At 63.1% G+C, this 13,859-nt stretch carries 22 protein-coding genes, 1 tRNA gene and 1 pseudogene; 8 read left to right on the forward strand and 16 right to left on the reverse strand.

The genetic code is table 11. The annotated features are described in order from the left end of the window. Window positions 1–43: 43 nt before the first annotated feature. A pseudogene (purS, locus tag QP166_RS15040) lies at window positions 44–268 on the forward strand (phosphoribosylformylglycinamidine synthase subunit PurS); the annotation flags it as partial. Further along, on the forward strand, window positions 269–937 hold the full coding sequence (purQ, locus tag QP166_RS15045) for a phosphoribosylformylglycinamidine synthase subunit PurQ (protein ID WP_333917355.1): 669 nt from the start codon (window positions 269–271) through the stop codon (window positions 935–937). Window positions 938–985: 48 nt separating this feature from the next. Here purQ and QP166_RS15050 read toward each other — a convergent pair whose 3' ends face one another. Then, a complete protein-coding gene (locus QP166_RS15050; RefSeq protein WP_333916642.1) occupies window positions 986–1,729 on the reverse strand; it encodes a queuosine precursor transporter in 744 nt (247 codons plus the stop codon). Between the two features lie 56 nt (window positions 1,730–1,785). On the opposite strand from QP166_RS15050, the gene QP166_RS15055 reads away from it, so the two are divergent. After that, window positions 1,786–1,862: transfer RNA gene (locus QP166_RS15055), tRNA-Arg, on the forward strand. A gap of 154 nt (window positions 1,863–2,016) precedes the next feature. Here QP166_RS15055 and QP166_RS15060 read toward each other — a convergent pair. The 3 genes from QP166_RS15060 to QP166_RS15070 all read right to left on the reverse strand — a co-directional run bounded on the left by QP166_RS15060 (window position 2,017) and on the right by QP166_RS15070 (window position 3,664). Beyond that, window positions 2,017–2,211: a helix-turn-helix domain-containing protein gene (locus tag QP166_RS15060; RefSeq protein WP_333916643.1), complete on the reverse strand. Its 195-nt coding sequence runs from the start codon at window positions 2,209–2,211 to the stop codon at window positions 2,017–2,019. Between the two features lie 449 nt (window positions 2,212–2,660). Then, entirely contained in the window at window positions 2,661–2,891 is a 231-nt protein-coding gene (locus QP166_RS15065; RefSeq protein ID WP_443027218.1) for a DUF3253 domain-containing protein, read from the reverse strand. Next, a complete protein-coding gene (locus tag QP166_RS15070; RefSeq protein ID WP_333916645.1) occupies window positions 2,888–3,664 on the reverse strand; it encodes a ZIP family metal transporter in 777 nt (258 codons plus the stop codon). The genes QP166_RS15065 and QP166_RS15070 overlap by 4 nt, the downstream gene beginning before the upstream one ends. Before the next feature lie 55 nt (window positions 3,665–3,719). Here QP166_RS15070 and QP166_RS15075 point away from each other — a divergent pair, with 55 nt between their 5' ends. Together QP166_RS15075 and QP166_RS15080 are read left to right on the forward strand one after the other, a co-directional pair. Next, the gene (locus tag QP166_RS15075; RefSeq protein ID WP_333916646.1) at window positions 3,720–4,097 is read left to right on the forward strand and encodes a hypothetical protein; all 378 of its coding nucleotides are present in this window, start codon (window positions 3,720–3,722) and stop codon (window positions 4,095–4,097) included. 184 nt (window positions 4,098–4,281) lie between these two features. Further along, window positions 4,282–5,652, forward strand: a complete 1,371-nt coding sequence (locus QP166_RS15080) for a methyl-accepting chemotaxis protein (RefSeq protein ID WP_333916647.1) — start codon at window positions 4,282–4,284, stop codon at window positions 5,650–5,652. A gap of 31 nt (window positions 5,653–5,683) precedes the next feature. On the opposite strand, the gene QP166_RS15085 is transcribed toward QP166_RS15080, so the two are convergent. Genes QP166_RS15085 through QP166_RS15120 form a run of 8 tightly spaced genes read right to left on the reverse strand, consistent with a single transcriptional unit; the run spans window position 5,684 to window position 8,425 of the window. Beyond that, window positions 5,684–6,277, reverse strand: coding sequence for a hypothetical protein (locus QP166_RS15085; RefSeq protein ID WP_333916648.1), 594 nt, complete (start codon window positions 6,275–6,277; stop codon window positions 5,684–5,686). Beyond that, the gene (locus tag QP166_RS15090) at window positions 6,264–6,539 is read right to left on the reverse strand and encodes a hypothetical protein (protein WP_333916649.1); all 276 of its coding nucleotides are present in this window, start codon (window positions 6,537–6,539) and stop codon (window positions 6,264–6,266) included. The genes QP166_RS15085 and QP166_RS15090 overlap by 14 nt, the downstream gene beginning before the upstream one ends. Next, window positions 6,539–6,772 (reverse strand): hypothetical protein, encoded by a 234-nt coding sequence (locus QP166_RS15095; protein WP_333916650.1) that lies wholly within the window; start codon window positions 6,770–6,772, stop codon window positions 6,539–6,541. The genes QP166_RS15090 and QP166_RS15095 overlap by 1 nt, the downstream gene beginning before the upstream one ends. Before the next feature lies 1 nt (window position 6,773). Next, window positions 6,774–7,007: a hypothetical protein gene (locus QP166_RS15100; RefSeq protein ID WP_333916651.1), complete on the reverse strand. Its 234-nt coding sequence runs from the start codon at window positions 7,005–7,007 to the stop codon at window positions 6,774–6,776. Continuing rightward, entirely contained in the window at window positions 7,004–7,204 is a 201-nt protein-coding gene (locus QP166_RS15105) for a hypothetical protein (protein ID WP_333916652.1), read from the reverse strand. Before QP166_RS15105 ends, QP166_RS15100 begins: the two co-directional genes overlap by 4 nt. Before the next feature lie 2 nt (window positions 7,205–7,206). Beyond that, window positions 7,207–7,719 carry a hypothetical protein gene (locus QP166_RS15110; protein WP_333916653.1) on the reverse strand — a complete coding sequence of 171 codons (513 nt, stop codon included), beginning with the start codon at window positions 7,717–7,719 and terminating at the stop codon, window positions 7,207–7,209. Window positions 7,720–7,721: 2 nt separating this feature from the next. Next, entirely contained in the window at window positions 7,722–8,018 is a 297-nt protein-coding gene (locus QP166_RS15115; RefSeq protein ID WP_333916654.1) for a hypothetical protein, read from the reverse strand. Beyond that, window positions 8,015–8,425, reverse strand: a complete 411-nt coding sequence (locus tag QP166_RS15120; RefSeq protein WP_333916655.1) for a hypothetical protein — start codon at window positions 8,423–8,425, stop codon at window positions 8,015–8,017. Before QP166_RS15120 ends, QP166_RS15115 begins: the two co-directional genes overlap by 4 nt. Before the next feature lie 139 nt (window positions 8,426–8,564). Between QP166_RS15120 and QP166_RS15125 the strand changes: the two genes are divergently transcribed. Beyond that, window positions 8,565–8,801, forward strand: a complete 237-nt coding sequence (locus QP166_RS15125) for a helix-turn-helix domain-containing protein (protein WP_333917356.1) — start codon at window positions 8,565–8,567, stop codon at window positions 8,799–8,801. Between the two features lie 1,447 nt (window positions 8,802–10,248). On the opposite strand, the gene QP166_RS15130 is transcribed toward QP166_RS15125, so the two are convergent. After that, entirely contained in the window at window positions 10,249–10,389 is a 141-nt protein-coding gene (locus tag QP166_RS15130; RefSeq protein WP_333916656.1) for a hypothetical protein, read from the reverse strand. Between the two features lie 474 nt (window positions 10,390–10,863). Continuing rightward, window positions 10,864–11,040 (reverse strand): hypothetical protein, encoded by a 177-nt coding sequence (locus QP166_RS15135; protein WP_333916657.1) that lies wholly within the window; start codon window positions 11,038–11,040, stop codon window positions 10,864–10,866. Between the two features lie 253 nt (window positions 11,041–11,293). On the opposite strand from QP166_RS15135, the gene QP166_RS15140 reads away from it, so the two are divergent. Next, entirely contained in the window at window positions 11,294–11,542 is a 249-nt protein-coding gene (locus tag QP166_RS15140; RefSeq protein WP_333916658.1) for a hypothetical protein, read from the forward strand. Window positions 11,543–11,947: 405 nt separating this feature from the next. Here QP166_RS15140 and QP166_RS15145 read toward each other — a convergent pair whose 3' ends face one another. Continuing rightward, window positions 11,948–12,370, reverse strand: coding sequence for a BLUF domain-containing protein (locus QP166_RS15145; protein WP_333916659.1), 423 nt, complete (start codon window positions 12,368–12,370; stop codon window positions 11,948–11,950). 249 nt (window positions 12,371–12,619) lie between these two features. Here QP166_RS15145 and QP166_RS15150 point away from each other — a divergent pair, with 249 nt between their 5' ends. Continuing rightward, window positions 12,620–13,039 (forward strand): acyl-CoA thioesterase, encoded by a 420-nt coding sequence (locus tag QP166_RS15150; RefSeq protein WP_333916660.1) that lies wholly within the window; start codon window positions 12,620–12,622, stop codon window positions 13,037–13,039. Here QP166_RS15150 and QP166_RS15155 read toward each other — a convergent pair whose 3' ends face one another. Continuing rightward, window positions 13,040–13,819: a S1/P1 nuclease gene (locus QP166_RS15155; RefSeq protein WP_333916661.1), complete on the reverse strand. Its 780-nt coding sequence runs from the start codon at window positions 13,817–13,819 to the stop codon at window positions 13,040–13,042. Window positions 13,820–13,859: the final 40 nt, after the last annotated feature.

Consider the following 13,859-nt stretch of genomic DNA (forward strand, 5'->3'; position numbering starts at 1 on the left):
CCACGCTTGCCCCGGCGCGCGCGCCGGGGCATAGCGCGCGGCCATGAAACTTCGCATCTACGTGACGCTCAAGCCCGGCGTGCTCGACCCGCAGGGCAAGGCGATCGAACACGCCCTTTCGGGGCTCGGCTTCTCGGGCGTGGACAGCGCGCGGGTCGGCAAGCTGATCGAGCTGGAGGTCGCCGACGACACCGCCGATGCGGACGTCGACGCGATGTGCCGGCAGTTGCTCGCCAACACCGTCATCGAAAATTACCGGATCGAGCGCGTGAAGACCGCGGTCATCGTCTTCCCCGGCTCCAACTGCGACCGCGACATCGCGGTGGCGCTGGAGCAGGCGACCGGGACCGCGCCGCACATGGTGTGGCACCGCGACACCGAACTGCCCGCCGGGATCGGCGTGGTGGCGGTGCCCGGCGGCTTCTCCTACGGCGACTATCTGCGCTCCGGCGCACTGGCCGCGCGCTCCCCGATCATGACCGCGGTGCGCGAACAGGCCGCACGCGGGCTGAAGGTGCTCGGCGTCTGCAACGGCTTTCAGGTGCTGACGGAGGCGGGGCTGCTGCCCGGCGCGCTGATGCGCAACGCCGGGCTCAACTTCGTCTGCCGCGACGTGGCCTTGACCGTCGAGAATGCCGGCACCGTCTTCACGCGCGGCTATCGGGCCGGCGAGCAGGTCCGGTTCCCGGTCGCGCACCACGACGGCAATTACGTCGCTGACTCCGCGACGCTCGACCGTCTGGAGGGCGAAGGCCAGATCGCGTTCCGCTACGCAGAGCCGGTCAACGGCAGCGCGCGCAACATCGCCGGGATCGTCAGCGCCGACGGCAACGTGCTCGGCATGATGCCCCACCCCGAACGCCGCATCGAACCCGCCCACGGCGGCGACGACGGCAAGCGGATGTTCACCGGGCTGCTGGAGACGGTGGGGGCCTGACCCCTCCCGTCGCCCCGGACCTGATCCGGGCCCCGGCTACTTCCCCGCTTAGACCCGCGCCCGGAACGGCGTGAAGTCGGTCCCCCGGTCATAGACGTCCAGCCCTTCGGCGCGTTTCAACGCGCCGACTACCCAGTAGGTCAGCGGCGTCAGCAGCACCTCCCAGCCGACCTTCAGCGCCCATTGCGTGAACAGCACCACCAACACCAGGTGCGGCGTCCAGCCCTCCGCGCCCCAGAACGCCAGCGGGTAGAAGATCAGGCTGTCGACCGCCTGCCCCGCCACCGTCGACCCGATCGTTCGCATCCACAGGTGCCTGCCCTCGGTCAGCACCTTCATGCGCGCCAGCACGTAGGAATTGACGAACTCGCCTGCCCAGAAGGCGCACATGCTGGCGAAGACGATCCGCGGCACCTGCCCGAACACCGTCTCGTACGCCGCCTGGTTGCGCCAGTCGGGCGCGGGCGGCAGCGCGACCACCACCCACGCCATCCCCGCCATGAACAGGGTCGCGGCAAAGCCGACCCAGATCACTCGGCGCGCCCGCGCATAGCCGTAGACCTCGGTCAGCACGTCACCGATGATATAGCTGATCGGAAAGAACAGGATCCCCGCCCCGAACGGCCAGTCGCCGATGCCTGGCAGCCGCACCTGCGCGACTTTGCCCGCACCCAGCACATTGGAAAGCAACAGGATCGCGACGAACGCCGCCATGACGATGTCGTAATAGCGCAGGCGCCCGGCCTCGACCCGGTCGGCTGCGATCGGGGCTATGCGCATCTCGTCGGCCATGCCGCGATCATGCCCCCATTCCTTCGCACGACAATCCGCGCTAGGCGGACCGGCGAGCGCCCGTAGCTCAGATGGATAGAGCAAGGAGCTTCTACCTCCTTGGTCGGGGGTTCGAATCCCTCCGGGCGCGCCACTTTCTTCTACGTAAGGCATTAAAATATCGCGGCTTTTTGCCTCGCTTTCTCTTGATCCTCCCTCACCTGCTCCCACATTTGATTGCGACTGTACGCGGATGTCCGCGAACAGCGCCGGACGAACGGGCTTGCTCAGCGGTCTGTCGCGGTGGGTCAGATGTCGAGGCTTATCTGCTCGGGGTGGACGTATCGCGGTGCCACGACATAGCCCTCGGCTGCCAACCGGCGCAGCGACTCCACGTTCACCAGCCGGCGCCGGCCGATCTTCACGGTTGTGATCTCGCCATCCGCGACCAGCTCGTAAAAGGATGTGCGACCAATGCCGATCATGGCAAGCGCCTCCTTCACCGTGACGGTGAGAGGGTGCGATATGGAGGGGAGCCAACCGGCTCCCGGATGCTCTTCATAAACCAGACTCCTAGCAGGGAGGCTGGTGGGCTCTGCGACACAGGGAAGATAAGCCGGTTCCGCGACAAAGAACAAGCCGCTTTGAGGCGAGCATCTGCGTACCTGATGATCCCGACCGAATACAGAAATTGCCCGTCTTGTCAGTGGCTTGGCCGAGGGGATCGATTGGGATCAAAACCTAGTCGTTTGGGATCGGCCGGCCAGCGTCCACAGAGGCGCAGAAATGCGCCCTTTCTTGCACGCGAGGCTTGCGTAGGGTGTGTGCGTACTCATTCAATCAACGCGCTAAGCCGGTGCGCTCGTCATCGACGGTTCCTGCTCCCCATCTCTGTTTCGAGTAGGTCAGAGCCCGCCGAACGGCGGGTACACTCTCAGCTTGCGCCTCCATCTCAGCTCGATCGCCCGATCCTGTAAGGTCCTGATCGCGTCGCGAGTGGTTGCCCCTTCCAGCTCAATTGTACCAAGCCCGCTTGCACCAGTTCGTCGATCGCGGCGTGGACCTCGGGCATGGCGCAGCGCCAGTCCTGTGCGATGGAGCGCGCCACCTCGCTTGGGCAGATCGTGCTATCGGGCGCTCGGGACGCGAGCATAGACAGCGTCACATTTCGTGGATCGCTCACGCGCTCTTGGTCAGGATGAAGGCGATTAAGAACCCGACAACGGCGATCAGACCTGAATAGTCGTGCGTTGCCTCGGTTGCCTCCGGGATCATGGTGTCGACCAGCATCGCGAGAATGGCACCCGCCGCTACCGCAGTGACGCCCGCGATCAGGTCCGGGCTGCTACCTGCCAGCGCGACGTTGCCGATCATCGCGGCGATAGCGGAGGCGACCGCGATGCCGCCCCATACGCCGAAGACGTAGACCGGCGAGCGCCCCGAAGCCTTCATGCCCGCTGCGCTCGACAGTCCTTCGGGAACGTTCGACAGGAACACAGCAGCGACCGTCACCGCGCTGACACCCGCGCCGCTGAGGAGGCTGACGCCGATCACGACCGACTCCGGTATGCCGTCGAGCAATGCGCCGATCGCGATGGCGGCGCCGGAGTCGCTCTTCGCTTCGGGTTGCCTCTCCTGCGGGTTCGACCCCGACCGCTTCCGGTGCTTAGCACCGCGCCGAGACACGATGATGTTCGCCGCCGTATAGACGACAGCGCCGCCGAGGAAGCCGATCGCCGTGGAGTCAAAGCCGCCTTGATGGAAGGCCTCGTCCATCAGGTCGAAGGCGACCGCGGAGATCAGGACGCCAGCGCCGATCGCCATGATGGAAGCGATCAGACGCTGCGGCAGTTTCGCGAACCAGGCGATGGCGGCCCCAAGGATAAGGGCCGATCCGCCGACAAGCCCCCAGAACCCGGCCGCCCAAACTCCTGACATCACGCGTCTCCCTTGCATTACAGGGAACGTGCGCAGGGGGATGACGCTCCGACGGCCCTAACAATCCGACGCGATGATCCCGATCTTCAGCTTGCGCCCGCCACCCCTCCATGATCGCAGGACCGCCATGATCGCCTTGCTCACACAAGCCGCATTAGCCGCCCAATGCACACCTGCGGATTATCTCTGCAATCTGGGCCGCGCGCCAACCTACAGTGAGCAGGAAGCTGGGCGGATGGCGGCTCAGCGCCTGCAAGCCGAGCGCGAGTTGATCGACCGGCAGGCTGACGCGACCAGAGCGGCAACGAGTAGTCAGGCGGACGCTGCGCGCGTGCTGCCAAGGCGAGTGGAGAGTTTATCCGCCTCCGGCCAGTGCCGGGAGGCGGCGGAAGTGGCCATGAACGGCGGGAACATCGATCTCGCCCGGCAGACGCTCACCCGCTGTCGCTGAGCCGGCAGCGATCTCCTACTATAGGGCCACGCTGTCAGTGAATTGATGGCAGGCCACGATATGCCGATGATCCGTTCGACTTTAGTCGTGTTCGGCCGACGCGCTCGACAACGTTAATCGCCCTTTTACCCAGCTTCATCAGCCACATGGCATCTAGTCGCTTCGTCGGAAAGCCGAGCCTGCCATGCTGAAATGGTTCAAAGAGATTGCACCGATACGTCTGAAGTTCCGGGTTCTTGTGGCGGTGTACGGAGCCCTATCGGGATCGCTTGCCGCGCTGGTCTGCTACGCCGCGGCCCATTCTTCCGGCGTGACAACATCACCGCTCGTTGCCGGCGCGTTGGCGCTTTTCGCCTTGATCATCGTCGTCACGCTGATCGCGGCGCACCTCATCTGCACGCCGTACGTCAACACAGTTCTGCGGATGGAAGCGCTAGCCGCCGGAGATTTGGACAGTCCGGTCGCCTACACGCAGCACCGCGACTGCGTCGGACGGATGACGACCGCGATGGAGAGCTTCCGCGAAAGCTCTCTCGCCGCCGCCGAGTGCAATACCCAGCGGGCGATGGCGTTGGCGATGGGCGCAGGACTTAAAGAGATTGCCAGCGGGAACCTGTCGCACCGGATCACGGCGGAACTCAGCGGACCGTTCGCCGAGCTGAAGGATGACTTTAATACCGCAGCCAGCGAGCTGTCATCGGCCTTGTCGGTGGTGAACACTAGCGCGCTCGGCATCGCAAACGGAGCGCACGACATCCACCAGGCAGCAGACGATCTGTCGCGCCGCACCGAACAGCAGGCCGCGTCGCTGGAACAGGCCGCCGCCGCCATGCATCAGATCACGACGACCGTTCAGGAAACCGCGGTCAGTGCCGCCCGCGCCAACGATGCCGTCACACAGGCGCGGGAAGACGCCGGGCAATCCGGCGAGGTCGTGTTGCGCGCGGTCGAAGCCATGAACGGCATTGAGCGTTCCTCGGCTGAGATCAGCGAGATCATCGCTGTTATCGACGGCATCGCCTTTCAGACAAACCTGCTGGCGCTTAACGCCGGTGTCGAAGCTGCCCGGGCCGGCGGCGCTGGCAAGGGCTTCGCGGTCGTTGCCAGTGAGGTTCGCGCCCTGGCACAGCGATCGGCCGATGCGGCGAAGGACGTGAAGGCAAAGATCACCGCGTCCAGTCAGCAGGTGGAGGTTGGCGTGAAGCTGGTGGCGGAAGCAGGTGCCTCGCTGGATCGCATCTCCAACCGCATCGGCAACATCAGCGTTCTTGTCTCAGGCATTGCCTTGGCGGCAGATCAGCAGGCTACTGGGCTGCAGCAGGTCAATCAGGCGGTCGCTGAAATGGACGGGGTAACCCAGCAAAATGCTGCGATGGTCGAAGAAACGATGGCCGCGACCGCCAGCTTGACCCAACAGACAGATCGAATGTCGGCGGAGGCGGGGCGGTTTCGCCTGGGGATCACGGCATCGGTCACGTCGGCCCCTATGCTGGCTACTGATCGGGCTCCTTCAAGTTTCCGTCGCCCCCTTCGTGCAGCGGCTGCCGGCGGTTGATTGACGAGGCGGCCAGTAACCGACCGCCTCGTCAGCAAACGAACATTGCCTCAACAATTGCTTGCATAAGGACGCCGCGTGGAACGGGTACGCTGACCGACGTCCACCCGACGTTCTGCGCTCGACGCAGGCCGTAGAGCCCTATCCACGACCGCCCATGCAGCCGCCATGCTCGTTGCAGCGCCGCCACCGGCATCAGCACGCACGTAGCGGCGGGCGCATGAGCGTACGCGATGAAGTCAGCAGCTAGCGGCTTCTGCACCCAGCCGGGCGACTTCCGCACCTCGTCGGACCATCGCTCCAGCAAGACGTCCGGCCAATCCTCTGTCCTGATCTTCTCGTCGACGGTGTACGTCCGCCCACACGCCAGCGTCAGCAGGCGATCGATGCCGCCACGCTGCGCCCAACCGTCGTGTTCAACCGCGACCGCGGACATCAGCGTGGGGAACGCTCGACGGTAGATCGGCAGCCACCAATCCGGTCCGTAGCTCGCCGCCAAGGCGTGGCTGTCCTCGAACCGATGCACGCGGTTGAAGCCTGACGTCCGCGCGTGGCGAGCGACAGGCTGGTGGATCACGCGACCGGGTGAAGCCGGCTGCCACGTCCCGGTGTTATTGATCGCCATCACGGTCGTCCTCACGGTCGTGGGTGTCTTCGTCGTCGTCGCGCAGATCCTCCAGGTCCGGATCGCCGTCGATCTCGTCCATGCGGTCGATCATGCGCTCCGTCAGGCGGACCAGCACGTCACGCGGCAAAACCGGGATCGCCGCGAACAGCGACCCCGTGCCGGGCAGATTGCTGGGACGGCTCCACGCTCGTCGTCGCTCCCGCCGCCACCGGGAACGGCGCTGCGCTGGCGGCGCGGGCGTGTGAAAGGCGTGGCCCATCAGGCGACCTGTCCCAACTGGCGCTGCTCGATCGCCAGCTTGATCGCCTCCTGTCGGTCAGGTCGTCCAATCAGCGGCGACATGACGCTGGTCAGGTCCTCCGGATGGCACTCGTCGACCATCAGGGCAAGCCGCCGGCCGGACATCAGCGCATAGCCGCCACCGATCTGCGCCATTGCCGCCAGCCACGCGGCCGGGTCGAAGGTGTCGAGGTGCTTCAGTATGGTGGCCATGTCAGCGGCCCTCCGGCTTGGGCGTGCGGCCGATCTGGAAACCGAGGTGGATGCCAAGCCACTGGATCTGCAAATACCGCACTGGTCCTTCGCCGCCGGTTTGCAGGCGCCCGCCATCATTGATGCGGATCTCCTGCATGCGCTCGACGTGGATCTCGCCCGAATCATACCATGGTTCGACGGCGGCGATGAAGCGACGCAAGCCGCCGCTGATCGTGGTTGCGACCGTCGTCATGCGTCCTTCCCTTCGCGCGAGAGAGCCAACAGCTTTTCGGAAAGCTGCCGCGCGAGGCTGGTGAGCCCGTTCATGGCGGCGCAGAGGCGGTCATCATTCTCGGCGGACGCCTGATCGGCGATGTACGAGGCAAGCATCTGGATGGTGGCCGCATCATGCGAAGCGAAGAACACGCCGTCTCGCTGCTGAGTGTTCATGATCACCCCTCCCTTGTCAGGAACGGTTCGGCTTCGGCGAGCATGGTAGCCGCATCTCGCTCGCTGACCGTTGCACCTTCGACGTTGACGACGACGGTCAGCATCAGCTTGGCGAGCATTTCGCTTTCAGTGTCTGCCTTCGTCGAGATAATGCGCCGATCCAGCTCGTTGATGGCGATGCAGGCCGCGTCATGCGCAGCCGTGCCATCCGTCAGCGTCTCGGCGCGGGTCAGCAGTGCCCTGCGCTCCGTAAGCCACGTGGCATGCCGGTTCTCGGCTGGCGCCGTGCGGTAGGCGCGTACTGGCACCGCTTGCGCTGCTTCATGCAGGCTATTGCTGAGGGCCTGCGCCATCTCGCCCAAGCCGTCGACCGCTTCCGCTGCGACGGACGTCTCCGGCGAGGCACCCAAGGAGTCGCTGACGAGCGCGCACAAGGCAGAGATGGACGATGCGGTGCTCGCCGCGGCGAACAGGCGCTTGTCCGCGATGTGGATCATGTTCGTATCGGCAGCCATGGTCAGTCCTCCAAGAGGAAGGTGGCGAAGTCGACGAGCGTGGCGACGCCGTTCAGCGCACCGGCCATGACGGTGGGGTTCACCGCCTTGAACTCGCTGGTGGAGCCGCGCTGGGCAACGGCATCGGCGTCGAAGCAGGCCGAGGCCATCACGGTCAGGATCGCCGTGGCTTCGTGCAGCATGTCGCGGCTGCGCTCTGCTGGCGCGACGCTGTTCACAACGGCGAACGGGCGCTTGCCGTCCATTTCCCAACCAGCGAGCGCGTTGCGAGCTTCGATCAAAGGTGTGGTGGCCATCATGCCGCCTCCGCCATCTGGAAGGGTGCGAGCGCGACCGCCATCAGCGAGGCGTGCAGCCCGGTGGCAGCGATGGCGTAGCTGAGGGCCAAACCGGCGGCATCGATTGCACCGGTGACGGTGGGCTGCGACGTCCACGCTTCGAACGCGGCATAGTCGTCGCTGTCCTGCGCATGCTTCAGCGCTGCGGATCCGTATTCCTCGCGAATCGCCGTCAGGGCGTCGGCGCGGTACCCGGTGTAGCGGTACGAGCAGTCCTGCTCACGATGCAGGGCGAAGCCGCCGTGTACATAGCCGCCCTTCGGCGGGTTCTTGGCGCAGGACGCCAGCAGTTTGAGTGCGCGGGGATCTTGCGTCCAGACGACGCAAGGGGCCTTGGCCGGGCGAACGCCCAGCGTTACGGTGTTCATAGCCTATCACCTCTTATCCAGGTGGTTGGGTCAGGCCGGGCGTGAAGGGCTCAATCTTCACTTCCGGCCGTTCTGATTGCTTTCATATCACCACTAACGGTGGCGAACAAGCGCGAACTGATATAAATGCGATCACATGATGAAAGTTGAGCAATGCCGGGCTGCTAGAGCCTTGCTCGACTGGTCGGCGCAGCAATTAGCCGAGTATGCTGGTGTAGGCGTTGCCACGGTGCGCCGTTTCGAAAGTGGTAGCACCGTCGCTGACACCTCCGTGGATGCCATGACCAAGGCCCTAAATGCGGCGGGTATCAGCTTGATCCCCGCAGGCGCGCCCTCCCCTAACGGCGGTGCGGGCGTCCGCCTCAGCGTGCGGTAAAATCGTGGAGCTACCAAGTACCCTTCGCCCGTTTGCAGCCGCCGCGATCCCCTTTGCAGCGGTGATCGCCTTTGCATCTTCGCCCTTGATCCGCTTCGCCGATCCGACCTGGGTTTGGGCTGGAGGTTATAGCCTAGGTCTTGGCTTGGCGTTGATCCTCCTGTGGGCGACAGTCGACATCAAGGCGGAGTGGGCAGGATGGATCGGGGGTGCCTTCTTCTTGGTAGGCGCCGCAATCCTATTCCGCGCTGGAGACCGGGCTACAACCATCTCGAAGGCGAACGACCGTAGGTGTCTCACCATCCAGCAGGATATGCTCAGCGCCCACCCGCGTCTCGCGAACGGACACGATATTTTTCAGGCTCTTGGCTGTCAGCCGCAAGGGACAGAGGATCGGATTCGAGTACCACCAACGGATCGTGAGCAGCTTGCACAAAGGCCGCTACCATGGGGCGGATACCCGCCCGCTCCTTGAACGTAGGCCTAGCGCCGTCAACGATAAGTCGGGCTACCCACACCTAGGCGCAGTCGGCGCGACCTTCTGTCTGCAGGCGGGATTGGCCCGTAAGTGCGTATTGCAGCCAATCGTCAATATGAAATGGCGCGTTTGAGGAAAGCGCGCCTCGCTCAAGGGAGATGGGTTTAAGAGCGAGGCGCGGCAGGTCCGTAGAGACCTGTCGTCATCTTGGCTGCGTGCGGCCGTCTTGGCAACATCGACGTATAATCTAAGATGGCGTGGAGATGGTGGCCTGCTGTCATCGCGCACCCAGTGCCTGATCACCCGCCCGATGCGTTGTTTGCTACAATAGCGTAAGGAACGACCATGAGCGATCGCAAGCCGATGCCCGCCGCAGGCGGTGATGACATGAAGGGCGCCCCGGACGGCGTGAACACCGATCCCAGCGGCCGGAGCAAGGAAGGTGAGAGCGGGGTGGTAGCTATCCAAATGGGCGCGAGAACGGCGACGATCGAAGTGGAGGTTTCCCCAAACACGGCGGCCAGTCCAACATCGGCTATCACGGCGGTGGACAGGCCGGCCAGGACGGCAGCGCCAACCCGAACGCCGCCGCGCAGGGCGACGACGACTTCAGCGATCAGGGTGAGACCGGACCAAAGCCGGGTCCACGTGGCCCCGATCAAGACGACGACGGATCGCGCGTCCGGACCGAAGTCATGCAGGGTCGCACGATCAAGGTTGAAGATACGTCCGGGATCGCCGCGGCTGAGGCGTCAGGGATGACTGGTGTCGAGGGACAGCATGCGTCTGACGAGGAGGCACCAGGTTCTGGGTGATCTTCCAGGCCCGTTTAAGATCACCCTTGGTTTCTTGTACCTTGTGCTGGTCGCCATAGCCACGTTGGCTGTCGCGGTCGCAGCAGGGTTCGCTGGCACAGTGTGACTTGACCAGAAATGTGGATGGCGGTCGCAAGGCGCCACACACATCAAACTACTCGACCTTGCTATCGCGTGCGTCGCCCTTGAGGTCGTCGGAGGTCAGATCCTGCTGGCGCTTTCCAAGGATGTCCCGATCTTCCGTTCTTACCAGCGTCATTTTGGCCGCGTTCAGAAGCTTTTCTTTGTCAGCCATTTCAAACATCTCCTGCGCTTTGCACCGGCGACATGCACATTCCGGACGAGAACTAGCTCGGTCTTTCCACTGTCTTCCAGTTAGCCGCGACTTACGCCGATAGTGATCGAGAATGATCTAGTGTTTCAGCGCCTGGCATGATCGGCACTGGCCATGCAAGCCACGCGGAGCGTCGTTCCTGCGACGTCGGCTAAGCCGCTATCGTCGGAGCGACTGGCGTGATCGAAGCGATCGCAGCCGACACCGCAATGTAGCCTTCTATGCTGTTAGCCGCGATCGCAAGTGGTCGACCATCGAGCTGCTCGTTGTGGCCGTTGAGAAAGGCTTGGGCCCCTTGCAAGCCAAGTGCTGCCACTGCGACCCTGAGGATCGATCCCTCTCGAGCAGCCGCCTCGCGAGAGATTTGCGGCCGGCTTGACGAAGACCGGAAGCGGAGCGGCTTGGCAGGTGTGTGCCACTTTGCCTCCTCATCGCTCATGACGAAGAGACCAAAGTCGGGCGATCGACGCCAAAGCTGAGCTGCTTACCCGCGATCAGCGCCGCGTAGCCGCTGGCCCGTCCCGCATGTGAGATCCTAGCCTCGACCGTTGCCGCGTTTGCTGCCTGCGTAATCGACACCTGGTGGAGGCGATAAAGCTCGTTCATGTCCATGACCCGGCTCCTTGCTGGCAAGCGGGAGCGCCTTGTCTCTCAGCTGCCGGCGCTCGCAATCTGGAAGCAGGCAGTGCCATGTATATGGGATGTCGTGGAGCGTCGGACAAGCTGTCGGTTACGCAGAAGCGCACGTCAGTGGACCCGTTGTAGTTTCCGCAACCAACCCCACATAGAGCGGATCGCTGGCTTACTACCGTAAGCGCCAGCGGCAGAGAGACCCCGTGCTCCCGCTTACCAGGGAGCGTTGTCGATGGATCTCAAAGAGCTTTATCTTCGTCAACGTGTTGCGGCGGCTTCGGCAGCGGCAGCCACTTCGCCACAGGCAAAACTTTCGCATAGGGAATTGGCCGCTAGCTACGCCGATCGCATAGAAAACTATGATGCGAGCGGAGAGGAGCGGTATTCGCCCACCCACTCGCCACAAGCCGGCATCATAGATGACGAAGCATTGTCGTTGCGCGCCTTGCTGGATCCACAACTGGCTACGGCAAACCGGTGACTTGGATGTGGACCCTTGTCAGCCTGATTTGGCTTGCCCCGATTGGAACCGCTCTCGTTCTTCTTGCCGGGTCGATGATCTCACACCATTTTCGGGTGTGGCTGCTGCGGCATCTGGTCGGATGATGTCTGACGCTCATAAAAAGAGGCGTTGGACACAAACGGACATCAATGAGCTGCGCAGAGAGGTTGCTGGCGGTGCGAACATCAAGTCGCTGGCTGCAAGCCTCGGCAGAGAGGCCGAGGAGGTCCATCGTATGGCGGCGCGACTTAGCATATTCGCTAAACTACCACTGAGTTGATCAGAGTAGGATACGCGTTGGCTCTTCAACGTGCCCGATAGACCGGCACCGATTCATTCGGATCGGCAGCGTTCAATAGTTGAGGTGAAATGCAGCCCACGGTCTTATTCATAACGAAAGCGCGCATTGCGAGCAAGAAAAGCGAAACCGATGAACATAGCTTTCAGGTGATCATCTGACACATCTTTAAGCTCTTCTTTTATGCGCTCTACGTATTCGTTTGGATCATCACCGACCCCATACAGCGGCTGGCTCATCGTTCGATTGTGAAACTCACGACGTTCAATCCTTTGCGAGCTGACGATGATTATATCGTGATGCCGCGGATTGCGCACGATGCGCCCCATAAGATCGTCGACGTCCTTCTCCTCGCCTTCAATCACTTGTAAAAATCGGGTGCCGTCAGAGAGGAAGAGGCCAGTGATGCCATTTTCCTCATTCCGGACCGCCGCTGCTTCGCACAGGGCCTTGATCTCGGCCCGGCTAAAATTTGAGGCGGCTCTGCTGGTAAAAACGACTCGGTACATCGATTTTCCCCAGCAAGTAGAGGCTAGGGTGCGCTCAAATTGGCGTGGGGTCGACATCAAACCACCTATCTCACGTCACGCTGATGAGCAGGTAGCACTGCACAGATCGCAGGCGACCCTGCCGGTCGTTTTCGAACGGGCCGATCGGAGGATCTATCGTGCGCAGCGAGCTGGAGGCGACCGCGTGGTGGTCTGTAACTCATGCTGGGAACCGCTGCGCGAAGCTTGAAGGATGTGGTACGGAGAGGCGTGACCAACGCTGCACCGCATCGCTTCTCCATCGGCATCGAGCCGGTCGACATCGACTTCATGGGACACGTCAACAACGCGAGCTACCTGAAGTGGGTACAGGCGGCTGTACTCGATCACTGGCGTGCCTTGGCGCCCGCCGAGATTGCAGCGCAGCACCTATGGGTCGCGCTCAAGCACGAGATCACGTACCGCAAGCCCGCATTTCTTGAGGATGATGTGATCGCCACGGTGCTACTTGAGAAGGTGCATGGTGCTCGCGCCTTCTACGAGACCGTAATCAAGCGCGGCGAAGAGGTGCTGGCCGAGGTCAAATCCAGCTGGTGCTGCCTAGATGCGTCCACGATGCGTCCCGCACGGCTGGCGCAGGACGTGATTGAGCACTTCTACCCCCGTACTGAGGCGCAGGCTGAACGCTGATTAGCGGAACACCTTGTTGAGATAGGCCGCCAGCCGAACGCCACCCTTTTCGAGCTGTAGCTCCACGCGCGGGGTGTTCTCATACACGTAGCGGTAGCCCAAGGCGGTGTCGCCGGAGGGCGGGTACACCTGATCCCGCACGATCACGCTATCGGCCATCCATACCCTAGGATCAGCCGACGACCATGCCTTGACGTCGGCCGGCGTGATGCGGGCGTTCAGCCAAGCCGCCATCTCGGAATACGAAAGCTGCTCGTCGTCGACCAGCAGCGTGTCCCAGACGCTGTGCAGGTTCGTCGGCTTGCCGAACCACGTCACCTTCAGGTCATTGCCGCCGCGATCTGTGCCGTTGCCGTTGTGGAGCGGCTGTGCGAGGTCGCCGACGATGTGGATGATGAAGCGTAGCGCCACGCGCTTGTCGTCGGGCGAGGCCTTGCGGTCCCGGAGAGTGGCGCTGAAGCGGTCGAGCGCGGTGATGGCGTCGCCTTCGGGCGGTGCACCCACCTGATCGTAGGTCTTGCCGCCTGGCAGTGTCACATAGTGCCAAGGGCTGGCCGTCTTCTGCCAGAACGGCGATGGATCGGACTTCATGAAGTCGGGCCAGTTCGACGCCTCGGCCATGGTCTCGGTGCAGAGGATGCGCTTCACGGCCGATCGCGCCTTGCTGCTCAGGTGCGCGTCAGCGATCTGACCGACGACGCGATGGCCGGTCTTGCCCCAGGCGAATGCGGGGGCGGGGATGATGGAGAAGATGAAAGCTGCAGCAGCAAGGGTACGCATGGCGTGCCCCTGCCGTCGCAAGGTGGCGTTTTCGTGACTT

The sequence above is a fragment of the Sphingomonas sp. LR60 genome (assembly GCF_036855935.1).
Taxonomy (GTDB): Bacteria; Pseudomonadota; Alphaproteobacteria; order Sphingomonadales; family Sphingomonadaceae; genus Sphingomonas.